Source organism: Pseudomonas sp. MM213 (assembly GCF_020423045.1).
Lineage (GTDB): Bacteria > Pseudomonadota > Gammaproteobacteria > Pseudomonadales > Pseudomonadaceae > Aquipseudomonas > Aquipseudomonas migulae.
Map to the genome: position 1 here is coordinate 3,934,143 of NZ_CP081943.1, position 20,166 is coordinate 3,954,308.

Below are 20,166 nucleotides of genomic sequence, written 5' to 3' on the forward strand. Positions count from 1 at the left end.
TTCATCATGTCATTCATCTTTTCCAATTCATCTTTTTCAAAGTCAAAATTACCTATGACCAAAGAATCGTCTAAAGCGCCTCCGCTTTACCCGAAGACCCACCTGCTCGCAGCAAGTGGTATCGCCGCCCTTCTGAGCCTGGCGCTTCTGGTATTTCCTTCCAGTGATGTAGAAGCCAAAAAGACGACCCTGAGTCTTGAACTGGAAAGCCCTGCTGAACAACTGACACAAGATCAAGACGCTGCCGACGTCGCCCAAGCCACAAATGAGCCGGTAACTTCCCCTTTCGCGCAGATCGAAGACAGCGCCGAAGAGTCTCAGGAAACTGCCCAGGCCAAACCCGCGCCGGTTGTCGAAGAAAAGAAGGGTCCCAATCACAGGGAAGTGATCGTCGCCAAAGGCGATACGCTCTCCACGCTGTTCGAGAAAGTCGGCCTTCCGGCCACTTCTGTGCATGAAGTACTGGCCAGCGACAAGCAGGCCAAGCAATTCAGCCAACTCAAACATGGCCAGAAACTCGAATTCGAACTGAACCCCGAAGGCCAGCTGACCAACCTGCACAGCAAGGTCAGCGACCTCGAAAGCATCACCCTGACCAAGAATGACAAGGGTTATGTGTTCAACCGCATCACCGCCAAGCCTACCGTGCGCTCCGCCTACGTTCACGGCGTGATCAACAGCTCGTTGTCGCAGTCCGCCGCGCGCGCCGGCCTGTCCCACAGCCTGACCATGGACATGGCCAGCGTGTTTGGCTATGACGTCGACTTCGCCCAGGATATTCGCCAGGGTGACGAGTTCGACGTGATCTACGAACAGAAAGTCGTCAACGGCAAGGCTGTCGGCAATGGCCCGATCCTTTCCGCACGCTTCACCAACCGCGGCAAGACCTACACCGCCGTGCGTTACACCAACAAACAAGGCAACAGCAGCTACTACACTGCTGACGGCAACAGCATGCGCAAGGCGTTTATCCGCACCCCGGTAGACTTTGCCCGCATCAGCTCGAAATTCTCCATGGGCCGCAAACACCCAATCCTGAACAAGATCCGCGCTCACAAAGGCGTCGACTACGCAGCTCCGCGCGGCACGCCAATCAAGGCGGCCGGTGACGGCAACGTGTTGTTGGCCGGCCGTCGCGGCGGTTATGGCAATACCGTGATCATCCAGCACGGCAACACTTATCGCACGCTGTACGGCCATATGCAGGGCTTTGCGAAAGGTGTCCAGACCGGCAGCTCCGTCAAGCAGGGTCAAGTGATTGGCTATATCGGCACTACCGGCCTGTCCACCGGACCGCATCTGCACTACGAGTTCCAGGTCAATGGTGTGCACGTCGATCCGCTGGGTCAAAAAGTGGCGATGGCCGATCCAATTTCCAAAGCAGAACGGGCACGTTTCCTCGCGCAGAGTCAGCCTCTGATGGCGCGCATGGACCAAGAGAAATCCACCCAACTGGCTTCGAGCAAGCGCTAAGCCATGACGCTCTATATAGGTGTGATGTCCGGAACCAGTCTCGATGGCCTGGACATCGCGCTGGTTGAGTTGAACCCGGCGATCAGACTGGTCGCCACGCACTACATTCCCATGCCTGATTCCCTGCGCACCGAGCTGCTTGGCTTGTGCGCCAGCGGCCCGGACGAGATTGCCCGCTCCGCCATCGCCCAGCAAAACTGGGTGACTCTGGCGGCGCAGGGCATTCGCACCCTTCTTGACCAACAAAACCTGAAACCCGAAGACATCCGCGCGATTGGCAGCCATGGCCAGACCATTCGCCACGAACCGGCACGCGGCTTCACGGTACAGATCGGCAACCCTGCCCTGCTGACCGAATTGACCGGCATCACCGTGGTCAGTGACTTCCGCAGTCGCGACGTTGCGGCCGGCGGACAAGGCGCACCACTGGTGCCAGCGTTTCACGAAGCGCTGTTTGAAGAGCAGGCGGGCAACCGCGCGGTATTGAACGTCGGCGGTTTCAGCAACCTCAGCCTGATCGAACCCGGCCAACCCGTAGCCGGTTTCGACTGCGGCCCCGGGAACGTACTGCTGGACGCGTGGATTCATCAGCAACGCGGCGAAAACTTTGATCGTGACGGCCAATGGGCAGCCAGCGGCCAAGTCGAACCTGTTCTGTTGAAAGCGCTACTCAGTGATCCGTTCTTCGTGACCAAAGGCCCGAAGAGCACCGGCCGTGAAGTGTTCAATCTGCCATGGCTGACACAGCATCTTTCGCAATTGCCGACCTTCGCCGCCGAAGACGTGCAAGCAACACTGCTTGAGCTGACCGCGCTGACCATCGTCGAATCATTGCAAAGCGCCCAGGCGGATACCCGAGAGTTGCTGGTCTGCGGCGGCGGTGCGCACAACGCCACGCTGATGAAGCGCCTGGCCAGCCTGCTGCCAAACGCGAACGTCAGCAGCACCGCCACTCATGGCGTTGACCCGGACTGGGTCGAAGCCATGGCCTTCGCCTGGCTGGCTCATTGCTGCCTGGAAGGCATCGCGGCCAATCGCCCAAGCGTCACTGGCGCTCGCGGCCTGCGCGTACTCGGCGCCATCTACCCGGCCTGAACGCCAGACAGCAAAACGCCGCAGAGCCCTGAGGCCATGCGGCGTTTGTAATGCGGTGACTCGCGATCAGATCGAGAACGAAGAGCCGCAACCACACGTGGTGCTGGCATTCGGGTTCTTGATCACGAAACGCGAACCTTCCAGACCTTCCTGGTAATCCACCTCGGCACCTGCCAGGTACTGGAAGCTCATCGGATCGACGACCAGGCTCACACCCTCGCGCTCGACGATGGTGTCGTCATCGGCCACTTCTTCATCGAAGGTGAAGCCGTACTGAAAACCTGAACAACCGCCGCCCGTAACGAATACGCGCAGCTTCAAGCGATCATTCCCCTCTTCATCGACCAGGCTCTTCACCTTGTGCGCGGCACCATGGGTAAATTGCAAAGCCGTGGGGGTGAAGGATTCGACGCTCATGCTGACTATCTCCCGGCGTTACGCCGCCATAATGCGTGATGACGCGCATTATCCGCTTCTCCTAGAAAAGCGGTCAACTATTGTTACGGTATATCAATAAACCCGATTGCCGGTTCGAAATGCAAAAAGGCCCGTTCAACGGGCCTTTTTTGCTGAGCGGGCTGAAGCCTTACGGCAGCATGCCGGCGTGCGACAAGCCCAGACGCTCATCCAGACCGAACAGGATGTTCAAGTTCTGCACCGCCTGACCCGACGCGCCTTTTACCAGGTTGTCGATGACCGACAACACCACCACCAAGTCACCGTCCTGCGGACGATGCACGGCGATGCGGCAGACGTTGGCGCCGCGCACGCTGCGGGTTTCCGGGTGGCTGCCTGCTGGCATTACATCAACGAACGGCTCGTTGGCATAGCGCTTTTCAAACAGTGCCTGCAGATCCACCGAACGATCCACGACCGTCGCGTAGAGCGTCGAGTGAATGCCGCGAATCATCGGCGTCAGGTGCGGAACGAAGGTCAGGCCGACGTCCTTTCCTGCAGCACGACGCAGACCCTGGCGAATTTCCGGCAAGTGACGGTGACCTTTGACGGCGTAGGCCTTCATGCTTTCCGACGTCTCGGCGTACAGCGAACCTACGGCAGCACCACGACCGGCACCACTGACACCGGATTTGCAGTCAGCGATCAAGCGCGTGGTATCGGCCAGACCGGCTTCGAGCAATGGCAGGAAACCCAATTGCGTAGCCGTTGGATAGCAACCCGGTACGGCGATCAGGCGAGCCTGCTTGATCTGTTCGCGATTGACTTCCGGCAAGCCGTAGACCGCTTCTTCCAGCAGCTGCGGCGCACCGTGCGGCTGGCCGTACCACTTGGCCCACTCATCGGCATCTTGCAGACGGAAGTCCGCCGACAGGTCGATGACCTTGGTTCCGGCCGCCAGCAGTTCCCCGGCCAGCGCGTGGGCAACACCGTGAGGCGTGGCGAAGAACACCACGTCGCAGGCGCCCAAGGTCTTGATGTCCGGAACGCTGAACGCCAGGCCGTCGTAATGGCCGCGCAGGTTCGGATACATATCAGCTACGGCCAGACCGGCCTCGGATCGGGAAGTGATCACCACCACTTCTGCCTGCGGATGCTGTGCCAACAGACGCAGCAGTTCGACACCGGTGTAACCCGTGCCGCCGACGATACCGACCTTGACCATAAACCTGCCCTCAACGAACCCACTGGAAAGCCGTCGATAATAGGGCCCGTATCGCCCTGCGACAACCGTCAAGGTGACGTGCGGACGCTCTACCCTCTACTATCTTCGCTACCGTGAACCTGGGAATAACCAAAAATGCTTTATCTGTGGCTCAAAGCGCTTCATATCATCAGCATGGTCTGCTGGTTTGCCGGCCTGTTTTATCTGCCGCGCCTGTTCGTCTATCACGCCCAAAGCGAAGACACCGTCAGCAAGGAACGCTTCAGCCTGATGGAGCGCAAGCTGTATCGCGGCATCATGAGCCCGGCGATGATCGCCACGCTGGTATTCGGCATTGCGCTGATTGCGCTGAACCCAAGCATATTCAGCCAAGGTGCCTGGATTCACGCCAAATTGACGCTGGTGGTGATCCTGATCGGCTACCACCACATGTGCGGCGCGCAGGTGAAACGATTTGCCCGTGGCGAGAACACCCGCAGCCATGTCTTTTATCGCTGGTTCAATGAAGTGCCGGTTCTGATATTGCTGGCTATCGTAATTCTGGTCGTCGTTCGGCCGTTCTAACTTCAATCGGCACCACTCACCGGGGTACTTCCAATGTCGCTGCCCGCTTTGCTCGAACAACGTTTGCGTCTGCCCGTGGTGGCTGCGCCGATGTTCCTGATTTCCAACCCGCAACTGGTACTCGCCTGCTGCCGTAATGGCGTGGTCGGCAGCTTCCCCGCGCTGAACCAGCGTGAGAGCAGCGGCTTCAAGGCCTGGCTGGAAGAGATCGAAGCAGGGTTGGCGACAATGGAAAACCCGGCGCCTTACGCCGTGAACCTGATCGTCCACAACAGTAACCCGCGCCTGCAAGCGGACCTGGAGATCTGCATCGAGCACAAGGTGCCGATCGTGATCACCAGCCTTGGCGCCGTTAAAGAGCTGGTCGACGCAGTCCACGGCTACGGCGGCCTGGTATTCCATGACGTAACGACTCGTCGCCACGCAGAGAAAGCAGCGGAGGCTGGCGTAGATGGCTTGATCGCCGTTGCCGCAGGCGCCGGTGGACATGCGGGTACCTGGAGCCCGTTTTCGCTGATTGCCGAAATCCGCCAGTTCTTCGACAAGACGCTGTTGCTGGCCGGCTGCCTCAATCACGGTCACGAGATACTCGCGGCACAATTGCTCGGTGCGGATCTGGCCTACTTCGGTACGCGATTTATCGGCACCACCGAAAGCCATGCGCCTGAGGCCTACAAGGAGATGCTGCTGACATCCAGAGCGGCAGACATCATTCATACTCCGGCGGTATCGGGTGTTCCGGCGAGTTTCATGCGCCAAAGCCTGGAAGCGGCCGGTTTCGACATGGCGGCGTTGCAAAACAAAGGCGAGGTCAACTTCGGCTCCAAGCTCAAGCCATTGAGCGATGAAGCCAAGGCCTGGAAAACCGTGTGGTCCGCCGGCCAGGGCGTCGGAGAGATAGACGATTTACCGAGCGTGGATCAATTGGTTGCACGACTGGACGCTGAATACCGCCAGGCGCTGGAGCTGGCAGCACAACTGCCGAAACGCTGGCCGCGTTAGCAGGAAATTTGGCCAGTCATCCTCGACTGGCCTTACACTCCGGGCTCGCAACTCTCTAACTATTCAAACACCCGCGACAAGGATGCTTCGCAATGAGCGACAACCGTTTCAAGATCGTATTCGACGGCGCTCTGCTGCCAGGGATCGACCTCACCACCGCCAAACTCAATCTGGCGGCGTTGTACAAAAGCGAAGTGGCAGCCGTCGAACGACTGTTCAACGGACAGGCTGTTACGCTCAAGCAAGGCCTGTCGCAGACTGACGCGCAAACCTACCTTCAGGCGCTGACGAAAACCGGCATCGAAGCCCGCATTGAAGCCGAGCCCTCGATTGAACTGAACCTGGCCGACGCTCACCACCACGCCCCCGCCAGCAGTAAACCCGCGTTCGCAGAACCAGAGTCGCCGTACGCACCACCTCAGGCCAGGGTCGGCGAAAACCTGCCGCCGTTCAGCACGCTCAAGCCTTTTGGCGTCGAAGGGCGAATCGGCCGTTTGCGCTATCTGGCCTGGACCATGGTGGCGACGCTGGTCATGCTCGGCGTCGGGTCGGTCGTCGCCATTTTCGCCATCGCCCTGATCGCCAGCGACTCGACTGCAGGCCTGATTGTCGGCGGCCTGGTGGTGGTGCTCCTGTGCATCGCCATCGCGGTCGTCACCGTTCAGATCAGCGTTCAGCGCCTGCACGACATCGGCTGGTCCGGCTGGCTCTGGCTGCTCAATCTAGTGCCGTTCATAGGCAGCTTCTTTCCGTTTGTGCTCATGTGCGTGCCGGGCAACACCATCGCCAATCGCTACGGCCCACCACCACCGCCAAACACCACCGCAGTCAAAGTGTTGTCTTCGCTGTGGGTGGTATTCATTGCCATCGTCTTTGTCGGTGTATTGGCCGGCGCTTTCAGTGCGATCCAGCAAGAGTACGAAGACGCTGCCGGACTCAGCTATGACAGCAGCTCGCTAACCACCGAAGAAGTGGAAGTCGAGCCCGCCGCAGAGGCTGAAGAAGTGCCGGATTCCGCAGACGAGGAAGCCCAATAAGCCCCGGCCCCTGTAGACTCTGCGAAAGAATGAACAGCGCTCCCCGCCCGTGACACCTGCGTCGCAGGCGCGGAGCTGTTGCGATGGAGAACTGCATGACCCGTTACGCTCTGATCACTGGCGCTTCCAGCGGCATCGGCCTGGCGATGGCCGAAGCGCTGGCCCGCCGTGGCCGCAGCCTGATTCTGGTGGCCCGACAGCGTGATCAGCTGGAAAGTATTGCAATTGAACTGACCCAACGTTTTGGCGTGGAGGTGTTGTTCCGCGCCTGCGACCTCGGCGAGCCGCTGCGCCTGTCCGGGTTTCTGCTGGAACTGGAAGAAGGCGACCGGCAGATCGACTTGCTGGTGAACTGCGCCGGCATCGGCACCTGCGGCCCATTCCTCGCGCAGGACTGGATGACCGAACAAGACCTGATCGAGGTGAACATTCTGGCCCTCACTCGCCTGTGCCATGCCATTGGCAACAGCATGGCCTTGCAGGGCGGTGGGCAGATCTTGAACGTCGCCTCGGTTGCAGCGTTCCATCCCGGCCCGTGGATGAGCACTTACTACGCCAGCAAAGCCTATGTACTGCACTTTTCCGAAGGGCTGCGCGTCGAGCTGAAGAAATGCGCAGTCAAGGTTTCCGTACTCTGCCCCGGCCCGACCCGCACCGCGTTTTTCCGCACCGCACAATTGAACAGCGACAAACTGGTCGACAGCAAACTGCTGATGAGTCCCGAGGAAGTCGCGCTCTATACCGTGCGGGCTCTGGATAAGAATCGCGCCATTATTATTCCGGGCCGGCTGAACCGCTGGTTCGCTTTCCTGCCACGGCTCGGCTCACGCTGGCTGATCAGGACCATCACAGGCATGGTCAACAAGGCCTATTGCCCGCGCTGACCTGGCTTCAAGGCAAAAGGCTGGGCTCGGGGATCCCCCATGAGTACACTCAGGCCAGCCCAAACAACGGAGAAAACAGCTGTGGATACTCTGTTCACCAAGATCATCAACCGGGAAATCCCGGCGAAGATCATTTACGAGGACGACCAGGTACTGGCCTTCCACGACATCGCCCCGCAGGCACCGGTGCATTTTCTGGTGATCCCGAAGAAACCGGTGCGCACCTTGAACGACCTCACCGAGGACGACAAGGCATTGGCCGGGCATATTCTGTTCACTGCCCAGCGCCTGGCACTGGAACTGGGCTGCGAAAAAGGTTTTCGCGTTGTCATGAACTGCAATGAAGAAGGTGGGCAGACTGTCTACCACATTCATATGCATGTGCTGGGTCAGCGTCAGATGCACTGGCCGCCGGGTTGATCCATACCGCATTACTGTAGGAGCGAGGCTTGCCCGCGAACAAGGCGATGAGGTCTTTCAGATACATCGCGTTATCGTTCTTCGCGGGCAAGCCTCGCTCCTACGGGGTTAGTGTCATCCCACCACTAATGACCCAGCGCAAACCTTCCCCGGCCGATTGGGTTAAACTGGCCGCCGAGATTCCTCCCGGAGATCAGCATGACTACCCAACGTCACTACTCGCCCATTGACCGTCTTCTGCTGCAAGCCGATGCCGCGATGCGTACCCTGCTGCCCTTCAGCGGCCAGCCGTACCGTCCGTCCCCTGCGATCGTGCAGCCGGAAACGCAAATGAGCGACGAAGACACCCGGCACGTCGCCGGCCTGATGCGCATCAACCATACCGGCGAAGTCTGCGCCCAGGCGCTGTATCAAGGGCAGGCCCTGACCGCCAAGTTGCCGCAGGTGCGCGCCGCCATGGAACATGCTGCTGAAGAAGAGATCGACCATCTGGTCTGGTGCGAGCAACGCATCAAGCAGTTGGGCAGCCATACCAGCATTCTCAACCCGCTGTTCTACGGCATGTCATTCGGGATTGGCGCGGTGGCCGGCTTGATCAGCGACAAGGTCAGCCTGGGTTTCGTTGCGGCTACCGAGCATCAGGTGTGCAAGCACTTGAACGAACACCTTGAACAACTGCCGGCCGAGGACGAAAAGTCCCGGGCGATTCTTGAGCAGATGCGTGTTGATGAAGAGCAACATGCCGAAAGTGCGCTGGAGGCTGGGGGCTTTCGTTTTCCGGCGCCGGTGAAGTTCGGGATGAGCTTGATGGCCAAGGTGATGACCAAGAGTACCTACAGAATCTGACGATTGTGTTGTTCGTTAGGGCCTCTTCGCGGGCAAGTCGGATCGCCGCACCGCTCGCCCCTACATGGGATCTGCGGCAATAAAAAAGGCGACTGCCGTGAGGGAGTCGCCTTTTTTTGTGCTCGCGAGAATCTTAGGTCGGCATGTTGCGCGCGTAGAAGATTTCGAGCATTTCGTGTTTCACACGATCCGTCACTTGGGCGCGTTGCTCAGGGGACAGGTTGTTGGTCGCGTCGCCGAACAGGTAGTTATCCAGTTCGAAGTTCTTCAACAGCATTTTGGTGTGGAACAGGTTTTCCTGGTACACGTTCACGTCGGTCATCTGGTACGCGTCACGGGTGTCTTCGGACAGGTAGTTCTGGATCGAGTTGATCTCGTGATCGATGAAGTGCTTGTTGCCTTCGACATCACGGGTGAAACCGCGCACACGATAATCCACGGTCACGATGTCCGAATCGAACTGGTGAATCAGGAAGTTGAGCGCTTTAAGCGGTGAAATGACGCCACAGGTCGACACGTCAATGTCCACACGGAAGGTCGCAATACCGTCGTCCGGATGGATTTCCGGGTAGGTGTGCACCGTGATGTGGCTCTTGTCGAGGTGGGCCAGGATGATTTCGGGCAACGGGCCCGGAGACTCTTCGATCTGGCTGTCGGTCGGGGTCACCGGCTCTTCAGAGATCAGAATCGTGACGCTGGCGCCTTGTGGGTCGTAGTCCTGACTGGCAATGTTCAGGATGTTGGCACCAATGATATCGACAACTTCCGTGAGGATCTGCGTCAGGCGTTTCGCGTTGTACTCTTCATTGATGTACTCGACGTAGGCCTGCTGGTCTTGCGGGGTTTCCGCGTAGCAGATGTCATAGATGTTGAAGCTCAAGGTCTTTGTCAGGTTATTGAACCCGTGGAGCTTGAGTTTGCTTTTCACCGTTAAAAACTCTCTATGTATTGCGGCCCGGGCCGCGTGATCAAGCATGCCCGTCAGATGCGTACGACGCACCTGCGTAGGACGGTTAACACCTCTTCGCGATGGCGATTTTGGTTGTCTGTTCGGGCGAGCGGTCTGTCGGTTGACGGACCACTACCCTGAAAAAAGTGGCGCATTATGCAGACGTCAGCTTGGGATCGCCAGAGTCTGCACCGCTTTTATGATAGTTGAATGTCGAATCAACCGAGTTCGATGATTTCGTAGTCGTGGGTAATCGCGACACCCGCCGCGCCGAGCATGATCGAGGCCGAGCAATACTTCTCGGCAGACAGCTCGATGGCGCGCTTGACCTGGGCTTCTTTCAGCCCGCGGCCCTTGACCACGAAGTGCATGTGGATCTTGGTGAAGACCTTCGGGTCCTCGGTCGCGCGCTCGGCTTCGAGGAAGGCTTCGCAGCTTTCGACGGCCTGACGGGACTTCTTGAGAATGCTGACCACGTCGAAATTGCTGCAACCGCCGACACCCAGCAGGAGCATTTCCATCGGCCGGACACCCAGGTTACGACCACCGGCATCGGGCGGACCGTCCATGACCACGACATGACCGCTACCGGATTCGCCGAGGAACATGGCTTCGCCAGCCCATTGGATGCGTGCCTTCATCGCCAAGACTCCACTGTATAAAAAAGGGTCGCCAGCTTAGCACAGGGCCCTGGATTGACAGCGTTCGCCGTCCTAGGACAGAACCTTTTGCTTTGTAGGTAAAATCTCGAATATTGCAGGAAGTGTCTGTTAAGCTGGCGCCAATTCGCTGGCGCATTGCCAGCTTTGTAGCAACCTCAGTGCCTCATAAAAAAACCAAACACACCGTGCAGTCTTTCCGGGATACAACCATGGTTGCTATTGCCCCTACACCCAAGATCAAGAACCTCGACAAACTGTTGATGCATTGCCAGCGCCGTCGCTATGCAGCCAAGAGCAATATCATTTGCGCCGGCGACCGCTCGGAGACGCTGTTCTTCATCATCAAAGGCTCGGTCACCATCCTGATCGAGGATGACGACGGCCGTGAAATGATCATTGCCTACCTGAACTCCGGAGACTTCTTCGGCGAGTTGGGTCTGTTTGAACAGGCCGGCCTGGAACAGGAACGCAGCGCCTGGGTGCGCGCCAAGATCGAGTGCGAAGTCGCTGAAATCAGCTACGCCAAATTCCGCGAGCTGTCCCAGCAAGACCCGGACATTCTTTACGTACTTAGCGGACAAATCGCACAGCGCCTGCGCAATACCACGCGCAAGGTCGGTGACCTCGCATTCTTCGACGTGACAGGCCGCGTTGCCCGTTGCCTGCTGGAATTGTGCAAACAGCCCGATGCGATGACCCACCCCGATGGCATGCAGATCAAGGTGACCCGTCAGGAAATCGGGCGGATTGTCGGGTGCTCCCGGGAGATGGTCGGTCGCGTCCTTAAAGATCTGGAAGAACGCAACCTGGTGGACGTCAAAGGCAAGACCATGGTGGTCTTCGGGACACGCTAAGCCTTGAACATGTCTGCCAGCAACTGGCGATAGAGTGCATCGAGCCGTGCCAATGCGTCAGGTGCGGCGAACTTCTCATGGAGCGCGATGTGGCTTTCGGCGCGGACCCGTTGCTCCAGGCCGCACGCTTCATTGAAGCGATTGACCGCCGCAACCATTGATTCACGCTCGTTATCCAGCAACAACGCACCGTGCACCAACCCGACCGGGCGCGTGCCGCCCTTGCTCTGGCGCCAGCGCTGGGCGGTGCCGACCATCTTGCGACCGTCGAGATTGACGTTGAAACGGCCATCGCAAAATGCGCCGTCGATTTCGCCCAGGGACGAAACGCCGCCCAGTTCATCCAGCAACTGACAGATCGGATCGCAGAGCCTGCGATAGGCGGTTTCGATGCGGTTCTGGTCGCCCTCGCTACGCGGTGGCGCGTAGACCAAAGCGATGTTGATGGTCGAGGCCGATTGCGGCACGGGCTCGCCGCCGGTTTCACGCAAAAGGACTGGCCAGCCGGCAGCGGCGGAGACTTCGCAAGCGTGATCGAAACCGGGCAGGCGATTCAAACGGCGCGGCATGACCAGAGCCCGATCGCTTGGCTGCCAGAACAACAGGCCAAACTCTGAATCGCCTGCACAGACCGACGCCAGCAAATCCTGTTCGGCTTGCAGGCCGGCTTCGATGGTCAGAGGGACAGGTGAGGTCATAAGGTGCTCCGTAAGACTTGAGGTCTGAAGTGTGTCTTATGCCGCCATCGCGAGCAGGCTCGCTCCCACAAGGGATCTGCTAACACCATAGATCCAATGTAGGAGCGAGACCGGCTTGCCGGCGATGGGGTCGACTCGATCTGCCAGTAATCAGTCGAGGGTAGAACCACTCACCGGAACGCCACGCTCAGGGAAGAACAGGCGCTGAAGCTCGGTGCCCGGGCTTTCGGCGCGCATGAACGCTTCGCCGACCAGGAACGCATACACGTCGCTGATTTCCATCAGCTCGACATCGGCCCGATTGAGGATGCCGCTTTCAGTGATCACCAACCGGTCACGCGGAATCCGCGGCAGCAAATCCAGCGTAGTTTCCAGACTGACGTCGAAGGTGTGCAGGTTGCGGTTGTTCACGCCGACCAGCGGTGTGTCGAGGGTTTTCAAGGCCCGCTCCAGTTCGTCACCGTCATGGACTTCCACCAGCACGTCGAGGCCAACGCTTTTTGCCACCGCCGCCAGCTCGGCCATTTTCACGTCGTCCAGCGCGGAGACGATCAACAGCACGCAGTCCGCGCCCAATGCACGGGCCTCGACGATCTGATACGGATCGATCATGAAATCCTTGCGGATCACCGGCAGTTTGCACGCCGCCCGGGCCTGTTGCAGATACGCATCTGCACCCTGGAAATAATCGATATCGGTGAGCACCGACAGGCAGGTCGCGCCGCCCTTCTCGTAGCTCCTGGCGATATCGGCAGGAACGAAGTTCTCGCGAATCACGCCTTTGCTCGGCGAAGCTTTCTTGATTTCAGCAATGACCGCTGGCTGCTTCAGCTTGGCCTGCGCCAGCAATGCCTTGGCAAAACCACGGGGTGCATCGGCCGCCTTGGCCAGACTTTCCAGCTCGGCCAGGCTCACACGAGCGCTACGCTCGGCGACTTCCTGGACTTTGCGCGCCAGAATGTTTTCCAGAACCGTCGGTACACTCATCCCTCATTCTCCACTTTGAATACCGCGGTAAATGCACCCAACTCCTCAAGTTTTTCCCGAGCGAGGCCTGTGTGCAGCGCATCGTGCGCCAGGGCAACGCCTTCTTTCAAACTGGTCGCCAGGTCGGCGGCATAGAGTGCAGCACCGGCATTGAGCACGATCATCTCGGCAGCTTTCTGACCGCTCTCGGTCTTGCGCTTGCCCAGGGCATCGCGTATCAGCTCAAGCGAAGCGGCCGGGCTTTCCACCGCCAGGCCGTGCAGGCTCTGGCTCTTCATGCCCAAATCTTCCGGCTCGACCCAATACTCGGTGATCTGGTCATTCTTCAATTCCGCCACGTAGGTCGGCGCAGCCAGACTGAATTCGTCCAGGCCGTCTTTCGAGTTCACCACCAGCACATGCTTGCTGCCCAGACGTTGCAAGACTTCAGCCAATGGCCGGCACAGCGCCTGGCTGAACACGCCCACCACCTGATGTTTCACGCCAGCCGGATTCGTAAGCGGGCCGAGCATATTGAACAGGGTACGCAGACCAAGATCCTTGCGCGGGCCGGCGGCGTATTTCATGGCTTTGTGATGAGTCTGGGCAAACATGAAACCGATGCCGACGTTGTCGATGCAACGCGCCACCTGAACCGGCGTCAGGTTCAGGTAGATACCCGCCGCCTCCAGCAGATCGGCGCTGCCGCTTTTACCCGACACCGCACGGTTACCGTGCTTGGCCACGGTGCAACCGGCCGCTGCCACCACAAAGGAAGAAGCCGTCGAGACGTTGAAAATGTTCGCCCCATCGCCGCCGGTGCCGACCACATCAACCACGCCGTCGAGGGTCTTCAGTTCGACCTTGTCCGCCAGCTCGCGCATGACCGACACGGCGCCGACGATCTCATCGATGCTTTCGCTCTTCATGCGCATGGCCATCATGAACGCGCCGATCTGCGCGTCCGTGCATTGTCCGGTCATGATCTCGCGCATCACATCGCGCATTTCATCGGTGCTGAGGTCGAGTTGATCGACGATACGGCTGAGGGCTGTCTTGATATTCATGGGAAGTCCTTAGCGCGTGCCGCCGGTTTGTTTGAGGAAGTTGGCGAACAGCTCGTGGCCCTGCTCGGTCAGGATAGACTCAGGGTGGAACTGCACACCTTCGATGTTCAGCGTCTTGTGGCGCAGGCCCATGATTTCGTCGACCGAACCGTCTTCAAGTTGAGTCCAGGCGGTCAGTTCCAGGCAGTCCGGCAAGGTTTCGCGCTTGACGATCAGCGAGTGATAACGCGTGACGGTCAGCGGATGGTTCAGGCCTTCGAAGACACCTTTGTCCTCGTGGAACACCGGGCTGGTCTTGCCGTGCATCACCTGGCGGGCACGAACCACATCGCCGCCGAAGGCCTGGCCGATGGATTGATGGCCCAGGCACACGCCGAGAATCGGCAGTTTGCCAGCGAAATGCTTGATGACGTCAATCGAGACGCCCGCTTCGGTCGGCGTGCAAGGACCGGGCGACACAACGATGCGCTCAGGGTTGAGGGCTTCGATTTCGGCAACGGTCAGTTCATCGTTGCGCACGACTTTGACCTGGGAGCCTAGCTCACCGAGGTATTGCACAACGTTGTAGGTAAAAGAGTCGTAGTTATCGATCATCAGCAACATGGCTTGAGAACCTCTTGAATTCACGGACTATAAAGGCTGCCTTCGAATGAGCGGCCCGCAGCGCTTTGTCAGCCAAAGCGACATGGCATACGGGTCACGTTCATCGGTCAGCTTTCCGGGGTTTGTTCAGCCAGGGCGACTGCGCGGAACATGGCACGACGCTTGTTCAGGGTTTCTTCCCATTCCAGCGCCGGCACCGAGTCGGCAACGATGCCGCCACCGGCCTGCACGTGCAGTTCGCCGTTCTTGATCACGGCGGTGCGGATCGCAATCGCCGTGTCCATGTTGCCGTTCCAGGCAAAGTAACCGACCGCGCCGCCATAGACGCCACGCTTGACCGGCTCCAGTTCGTCGATGATTTCCATCGCGCGAATCTTCGGTGCGCCGGACAAGGTGCCCGCCGGCAGGATCGCCCGCAATGCGTCCATGGCCGTCAGCCCGGCTTTCAGTTGCCCGGTGACGTTGGAAACAATGTGCATCACGTTGGAATAACGCTCGATAACCATTTTCTCGGTGAGCTTCACCGAGCCGATTTCCGATACGCGACCGGTGTCGTTACGACCCAGGTCGATCAGCATCAGGTGTTCGGCGATTTCCTTGTGGTCGGAGAGCAGGTCTTTCTCCAGCGCCAGGTCTGCCTCTTCGTTGGCCCCACGCGGACGGGTGCCGGCAATCGGGCGAACGGTGATCAGATTGTCTTCGACCCGCACCAGCACTTCCGGCGAACTGCCGACGACGTGGAAGTCGCCGAAGTTGAAGAAGTACATATAAGGCGTCGGGTTGAAGCAACGCAGCGCCCGGTACAGATCAATCGGCGCCGCCTTGAAGTCGATCGACATGCGCTGGGACGGCACGACCTGCATGCAGTCACCGGCCAGGATGTATTCCTTGATGGTGTCGACGGCTTTTTCGTAATCGTTCTGGGTGAAACTGGAGCGGAACACCGGGTCAGTCGATTGTTGCTTGCTGAAGTCCAGGCCTCGGCGCGGGGTGATTGGCTGGCGGAGTTTTTCCAGCAGCTCTTGCAGGCGCGCCTGACCTTGCTCGAAGGCATCGTCCTGCGACGGGTCGGCCAGGACAATTGCGTGCATTTTGCCGGCGAGGTTGTCGAACACCACCACCGCATCGGACACCATCAGCAGAATGTCCGGCACGCCCAGCGGATCCGGGTTCGGGCACTTGCCCAGACGCTTTTCCACATAACGCACGCAGTCGTAACCGAAGTAACCCACCAGGCCGCCGTTGAAGCGTGGCAGGCCGGGGATGGTCGGTACGTTGTAACGGGCTTTGAATTCTTCGACGAACGCCAGCGGGTCTTGCGCTTCATGGCTTTCGATCTCGACGCCGTCATGGGTCACGCTGATGTGATGGTCATGAACCCGCAGCACGGTGCGGCACGGCAGGCCGATGATAGAGTAACGACCCCACTTCTCCCCGCCCTGCACGGATTCGAGCAGGTAGGAATTGGGCTCGTCAGCCAGTTTCAGGTAGATCGACAGCGGCGTGTCGAAGTCGGCCAGGGTTTCGCAGGCAAGCGGGATGCGGTTATAGCCGGCAGCGGCCAAACGCAGGAATTCTTCACGGATCATGGGGTAGCCTCGTGGCTTGAGGTGCTAACAGTCAGGTATGCAAACGCGCCGGTAGACCGGCCAGGAACAAGTCAGGCGCGCCAACGCCAGCGGGCCAGGGCCTTGATGACTTTCATCCAGAGTTTGCGAGTGACCACCACGATGGCGTTTCCAGAAGGGGGTTGAACAGCGTCGGCCAACGTTATCTCAGCGGCCGGATCCAGGCAACCGGGAATTAGCTTGCGCAGGTCGTCGATGACCAGCGCCGGCGACTCTTCGGCAATCGGCCGACCGTGGTTATAGCCATAACTGAGGGCCACGCATTTGACCCCCGCCGCTTTCGCCGCCAGCACATCGCTGCGCGAATCGCCGACAAACAGCGATTGCGACGCCGGGATGTTGGCCATTTTCATCACGAAGAACAGCGCAGCCGGGTCAGGTTTCTTCTGCGGCAAGGTATCGCCGCCGATGATCCATTTGAAATAGCGGCCGATTTTCATCTGATCCAGCAACGGTGCGACGAAGCGCTCCGGCTTGTTGGTGATCAGCGCCATCTCCACGCCTTGCTTGTTCAGCCACTTGAGGGTGTCACGCACGCCGGGGTAAACCACCGTCAGGTCGTGACCGTCCTCGTAAAAGCCGTTGAACAATTCCAGGGCATGTTCAGCCTCGACATCATCGACACCTTCGGCGTCGATGTGATTGGCCAGGGCCCGGCGCACCAGCATGTGCACGCCGTTGCCGACCCAGTCACGCACCGATTCGATGCCGACAGGCTGGCGCCCGAGTTTGAGCAGCATGTTATCCACCGCCGCGGCGAGGTCAGGGACCGAATCGACCAGCGTGCCGTCCAGATCGAACATCACCAGCCGTGGCAGACGCCCCGGGAACAGCTGCTCAAAGCCACTCATGGACGGGCCAGCGCCAGTTCGGAACGCATCTTCTCGATGACTTCCTGGTAGTTCGGCGCGTTGAAGATCGCCGAGCCGGCCACGAAGGTATCGGCGCCAGCCGCCGCGATTTCACGAATGTTGTTCACGTTCACGCCGCCGTCGATTTCCAGGCGGATGTCACGGCCCGAGGCATCGATCAATGCGCGTGCTTCACGCAGCTTGTCGAGGGTGCCGGGGATGAACTTCTGCCCGCCGAAGCCCGGGTTGACGCTCATCAGCAGGATCATGTCGACCTTGTCCATCACGTACTTGAGCACGTCCAGCGGGGTCGCCGGGTTGAACACCAGGCCCGACTTGCAGCCGCCTTCGCGGATCAGTTGCAGGGAACGGTCGACGTGCTGCGTGGCTTCCGGGTGGAAGGTGATGTACGTCGCGCCGGCCTCGATGAAGTCGCCAACGATGCGATCAACCGGGCTGACCATCAGGTGCGCGTCGATCGGCGCGGTTACGCCGTACTTGCGCAGCGCGGCACAGACCATCGGGCCGATGGTCAGGTTCGGCACGTAGTGGTTGTCCATGACATCGAAGTGCACGAAGTCGGCGCCGGCGGCCAGAACGTTGTCCACTTCTTCACCCAGGCGGGCGAAGTCGGCGGAGAGAATCGACGGAGCAATTACGAAGGGCTGCATGACGCACCTTTTCTGAGCAGAATCACGATGGCGCGCATTGTATACCTCATGCTTTGACGCGCGCACCGTAAGGACGATGATCAGTAGGCCGCGCGGTAGATCTTCTCGATATCAATCGCACTCAATTTGCGTGGATTGTTGCGCATCAGCCGCTCGATACCCGCGGCTTCCAGGGCCAAGGCCGGAATCGCATCCTCTGGAACACCGAAACTGCGCAGGCCCGACGGGATTTCTACCGCTGCGCACAACGCAGTCATCGCCTCGACGGCTTTGTCCGCAGCGTCATTGGCGCTCAGATGAGCGGTCTTCACGCCCATGGCTTCGGCAATATCCTGCATGCGCTCGACGCAGGCCATCTTGTTCCAGGTCATGACGTACGGCAGCAACAAGGCGTTGCTGACGCCGTGGGTGATGTTGAAACGTCCGCCCAGCGGATACGCCAGCGCATGCACCGCGCCGACCCCGGCATTGCCGAACGCCATGCCGGCCATCAGGCTGGCGGTGGCCATGTCTTCACGCGCCTGCAGATTGGAGGGATTGGCGTAGGCCTTGGGTAGCGCCTGGGTGATCAACTTGATAGCGCCGATGGCCAGCGCATCGGTAATCGCTGAAGCATTGAGGGACAAATAAGATTCGATGGCGTGCACCAGCGCATCGACGCCACTGGCGGCGGTGACACTGCGCGGGCAGGTCAGGGTCATTTGCGGGCTGACCAGGGCCACGTCCGGCAACAGATAGTCGCTGATGATGCCCTTTTTCAGTTGCGCAACCTTGTCGGAGAGGATCGCGACATTGGTCACTTCCGAGCCGGTGCCGGCGGTGGTCGGGATGGCGATCAGCGGTGGGCCCTTGCGCGGCACCTGGTCGATGCCGAACAGATCCTCCAGCGCGCCGTGATAACCGGCATACGCGGCAACACTTTTGGCGATGTCGATCGCGCTGCCGCCGCCCAGGCCGATCAGCCCGTCGTGCCCGCCTTCACGGTAAACGCGCATGCAGTCTTCGACGATGGCGATTTCCGGGTCTGGCAGTACACGGTCGAAAATTTCGTAACTACGGTCCCCCAACTGCGCGAGCGCCAGCTCCACCGTGCCGGATTTGACCAGCGCGGCGTCGGTGACGATCAGCGGGTTGTCGATGTCCAGGCGCGTGAGCTCGGCGGACAGTTGCTCGATGGCAGCTGCGCCGGTGATCAGTTTGTGTGCGATTTTGAAAGAGGAAAGACTCATCGTGCGCAGCCTCTTATAGATAGGGGAGCTGGGCACAATAGTAGCTGGGGATTGGGGTTTGTCTGCTATTCAGCGCGTGAATGACCGAACATGGGAACAACACAAATCTAATGTAGGAGCGAAGCTTGCTCGCGAAGGGGCCATCTCAGTCAACATCGATGCTGACTGTTCTGGCCTCTTCGCGAGCAAGCTTCGCTCCTACAAAATCAAAAGCTGATCAAACCTGGGCGGTGCGCAGTTTTTCGCTGCGGCCACGCAGCCATTCCAGGGTCAGCAGCAGGATCACCGAGAAGGCAATCAGCAGCGTTGCCGCGGCGGCGATCGTCGGGCTGAGGTTTTCGCGGATACCGCTGAACATCTGCCGTGGCAAGGTCGCTTGCTCGGGACCGGCGAGGAACAACGTCACCACCACTTCATCGAACGAGGTCGCGAAGGCAAACAGCGCACCGGAGATCACACCCGGCGCAATCAGCGGCAAGGTCACGCGGCGGAACGCGGTCAGCGGTGAAGCCCCGAGGCTGGCAGCGGCGCGCACCAGGTTGTGGTTAAACCCCTGCAATGTTGCCGACACCGTGATGATCACAAACGGCACACCCAACACCGCGTGCACCACGATCAACGAGAAGAAGCTGTTGCCCAGGCCCAGCGGTGCAAAGAACAGGTAACTCGCGACACCGATGATCACCACCGGCACCACCATCGGCGAAATCACCAACGCCATCACTAGCGCCTTGCCCGGGAAGTCGCCCCGAGTCAGGCCAATCGCCGCCAGCGTACCGAACACCATCGCCAGCACGGTCGCCGCCGGGGCGACGATGATGCTGTTCTTCAGTGCACGCATCCATTCCGCCGAGGCGAAGAAGTCCTGATACCAGTGCAGCGAAAAACCTTGCAGCGGATACACCAGGAAACTGCCCGAGTTGAACGACAACGGGATGATCACCAACACCGGCAGAATCAGGAACAGCAAAATCAAGCCGCAGAGAATCCGCAAGCTGTAGAACCACACCCGTTCGATGGGCGACATGTAAGGACTCAGCATTTCG

21 protein-coding genes and 2 pseudogenes are annotated in these 20,166 nt (G+C 59.4%); 9 read left to right on the forward strand and 14 right to left on the reverse strand.

Going from position 1 to position 20,166, the window contains the following annotated elements; translation table 11 throughout:
- The first annotated feature begins 54 nt into the window (after nt 1-54).
- Nucleotides 55-1,473: a peptidoglycan DD-metalloendopeptidase family protein gene (locus K5R88_RS17955; RefSeq protein WP_226298137.1), complete on the forward strand. Its 1,419-nt coding sequence runs from the start codon at nt 55-57 to the stop codon at nt 1,471-1,473.
- 3 nt (nt 1,474-1,476) lie between these two features.
- The gene (locus K5R88_RS17960) at nt 1,477-2,568 is read left to right on the forward strand and encodes an anhydro-N-acetylmuramic acid kinase (RefSeq protein ID WP_226298138.1); all 1,092 of its coding nucleotides are present in this window, start codon (nt 1,477-1,479) and stop codon (nt 2,566-2,568) included.
- A 66-nt stretch (nt 2,569-2,634) separates the two neighbouring features.
- Here the strand turns inward: K5R88_RS17960 and erpA are convergent, their stop codons facing one another.
- Together erpA and argC are read right to left on the reverse strand one after the other, a co-directional pair.
- Complete coding sequence (gene erpA, locus K5R88_RS17965; protein ID WP_007947969.1) at nt 2,635-2,985, reverse strand: iron-sulfur cluster insertion protein ErpA; 351 nt, start codon at nt 2,983-2,985, stop codon at nt 2,635-2,637.
- Between the two features lie 169 nt (nt 2,986-3,154).
- Nucleotides 3,155-4,189 carry an N-acetyl-gamma-glutamyl-phosphate reductase gene (gene argC, locus K5R88_RS17970; protein WP_008027118.1) on the reverse strand — a complete coding sequence of 345 codons (1,035 nt, stop codon included), beginning with the start codon at nt 4,187-4,189 and terminating at the stop codon, nt 3,155-3,157.
- Between the two features lie 135 nt (nt 4,190-4,324).
- Here argC and hemJ point away from each other — a divergent pair, with 135 nt between their 5' ends.
- The 6 genes and pseudogenes from hemJ to coq7 form a co-directional block, all read left to right on the forward strand.
- Nucleotides 4,325-4,753, forward strand: a complete 429-nt coding sequence (hemJ, locus tag K5R88_RS17975) for a protoporphyrinogen oxidase HemJ (RefSeq protein ID WP_226298139.1) — start codon at nt 4,325-4,327, stop codon at nt 4,751-4,753.
- A 33-nt stretch (nt 4,754-4,786) separates the two neighbouring features.
- Nucleotides 4,787-5,755: an NAD(P)H-dependent flavin oxidoreductase gene (locus K5R88_RS17980; protein ID WP_192229290.1), complete on the forward strand. Its 969-nt coding sequence runs from the start codon at nt 4,787-4,789 to the stop codon at nt 5,753-5,755.
- A 92-nt stretch (nt 5,756-5,847) separates the two neighbouring features.
- Entirely contained in the window at nt 5,848-6,792 is a 945-nt protein-coding gene (locus K5R88_RS17985) for a DUF805 domain-containing protein (protein ID WP_226298140.1), read from the forward strand.
- Between the two features lie 95 nt (nt 6,793-6,887).
- On the forward strand, nt 6,888-7,676 hold the full coding sequence (locus K5R88_RS17990) for an SDR family NAD(P)-dependent oxidoreductase (protein WP_032828658.1): 789 nt from the start codon (nt 6,888-6,890) through the stop codon (nt 7,674-7,676).
- Nucleotides 7,677-7,757: 81 nt separating this feature from the next.
- Nucleotides 7,758-8,096 (forward strand): histidine triad nucleotide-binding protein, encoded by a 339-nt coding sequence (locus K5R88_RS17995; RefSeq protein ID WP_008027110.1) that lies wholly within the window; start codon nt 7,758-7,760, stop codon nt 8,094-8,096.
- A gap of 258 nt (nt 8,097-8,354) precedes the next feature.
- Nucleotides 8,355-8,879: pseudogene (gene coq7 / locus K5R88_RS18000) on the forward strand (2-polyprenyl-3-methyl-6-methoxy-1,4-benzoquinone monooxygenase); the annotation flags it as partial.
- On the opposite strand, the pseudogene K5R88_RS31020 reads toward coq7, so the two are convergent.
- The 3 genes and pseudogenes from K5R88_RS31020 to K5R88_RS18010 all read right to left on the reverse strand — a co-directional run.
- A pseudogene (locus tag K5R88_RS31020) lies at nt 8,836-8,985 on the reverse strand (hypothetical protein); the annotation flags it as partial. The pseudogenes coq7 and K5R88_RS31020 sit on opposite strands and share 44 nt — an antisense overlap.
- Before the next feature lie 90 nt (nt 8,986-9,075).
- Nucleotides 9,076-9,870: an adenosylmethionine decarboxylase gene (gene speD, locus K5R88_RS18005; RefSeq protein ID WP_008027106.1), complete on the reverse strand. Its 795-nt coding sequence runs from the start codon at nt 9,868-9,870 to the stop codon at nt 9,076-9,078.
- 239 nt (nt 9,871-10,109) lie between these two features.
- A complete protein-coding gene (locus K5R88_RS18010) occupies nt 10,110-10,532 on the reverse strand; it encodes an OsmC family protein (protein WP_007941657.1) in 423 nt (140 codons plus the stop codon).
- Between the two features lie 230 nt (nt 10,533-10,762).
- On the opposite strand from K5R88_RS18010, the gene crp reads away from it, so the two are divergent.
- On the forward strand, nt 10,763-11,407 hold the full coding sequence (gene crp, locus K5R88_RS18015; protein ID WP_008027103.1) for a cAMP-activated global transcriptional regulator CRP: 645 nt from the start codon (nt 10,763-10,765) through the stop codon (nt 11,405-11,407).
- On the opposite strand, the gene K5R88_RS18020 is transcribed toward crp, so the two are convergent.
- The 9 genes from K5R88_RS18020 to K5R88_RS18060 form a co-directional block, all read right to left on the reverse strand.
- Complete coding sequence (locus K5R88_RS18020) at nt 11,404-12,105, reverse strand: lipoate--protein ligase family protein (RefSeq protein ID WP_223480071.1); 702 nt, start codon at nt 12,103-12,105, stop codon at nt 11,404-11,406. The genes crp and K5R88_RS18020 overlap by 4 nt on opposite strands.
- Nucleotides 12,106-12,255: 150 nt before the next feature.
- Nucleotides 12,256-13,092, reverse strand: coding sequence for an indole-3-glycerol phosphate synthase TrpC (trpC, locus tag K5R88_RS18025; RefSeq protein WP_008035982.1), 837 nt, complete (start codon nt 13,090-13,092; stop codon nt 12,256-12,258).
- Nucleotides 13,089-14,138, reverse strand: coding sequence for an anthranilate phosphoribosyltransferase (gene trpD / locus K5R88_RS18030; RefSeq protein ID WP_008027097.1), 1,050 nt, complete (start codon nt 14,136-14,138; stop codon nt 13,089-13,091). The genes trpC and trpD overlap by 4 nt, the downstream gene beginning before the upstream one ends.
- A 9-nt stretch (nt 14,139-14,147) precedes the next feature.
- Entirely contained in the window at nt 14,148-14,741 is a 594-nt protein-coding gene (locus K5R88_RS18035) for an aminodeoxychorismate/anthranilate synthase component II (protein ID WP_008027095.1), read from the reverse strand.
- A gap of 107 nt (nt 14,742-14,848) precedes the next feature.
- Entirely contained in the window at nt 14,849-16,330 is a 1,482-nt protein-coding gene (trpE, locus tag K5R88_RS18040; RefSeq protein ID WP_226298141.1) for an anthranilate synthase component I, read from the reverse strand.
- Nucleotides 16,331-16,401: 71 nt separating this feature from the next.
- Nucleotides 16,402-17,220 (reverse strand): phosphoglycolate phosphatase, encoded by an 819-nt coding sequence (locus K5R88_RS18045; protein ID WP_084318377.1) that lies wholly within the window; start codon nt 17,218-17,220, stop codon nt 16,402-16,404.
- Nucleotides 17,217-17,891: a ribulose-phosphate 3-epimerase gene (gene rpe, locus K5R88_RS18050; protein ID WP_008035979.1), complete on the reverse strand. Its 675-nt coding sequence runs from the start codon at nt 17,889-17,891 to the stop codon at nt 17,217-17,219. Before rpe ends, K5R88_RS18045 begins: the two co-directional genes overlap by 4 nt.
- Before the next feature lie 80 nt (nt 17,892-17,971).
- Nucleotides 17,972-19,120, reverse strand: coding sequence for an iron-containing alcohol dehydrogenase (locus K5R88_RS18055; RefSeq protein WP_226298142.1), 1,149 nt, complete (start codon nt 19,118-19,120; stop codon nt 17,972-17,974).
- A gap of 217 nt (nt 19,121-19,337) precedes the next feature.
- The gene (locus K5R88_RS18060) at nt 19,338-20,162 is read right to left on the reverse strand and encodes an ABC transporter permease (RefSeq protein WP_008027084.1); all 825 of its coding nucleotides are present in this window, start codon (nt 20,160-20,162) and stop codon (nt 19,338-19,340) included.
- Between the last annotated feature and the right edge of the window lie 4 nt (nt 20,163-20,166).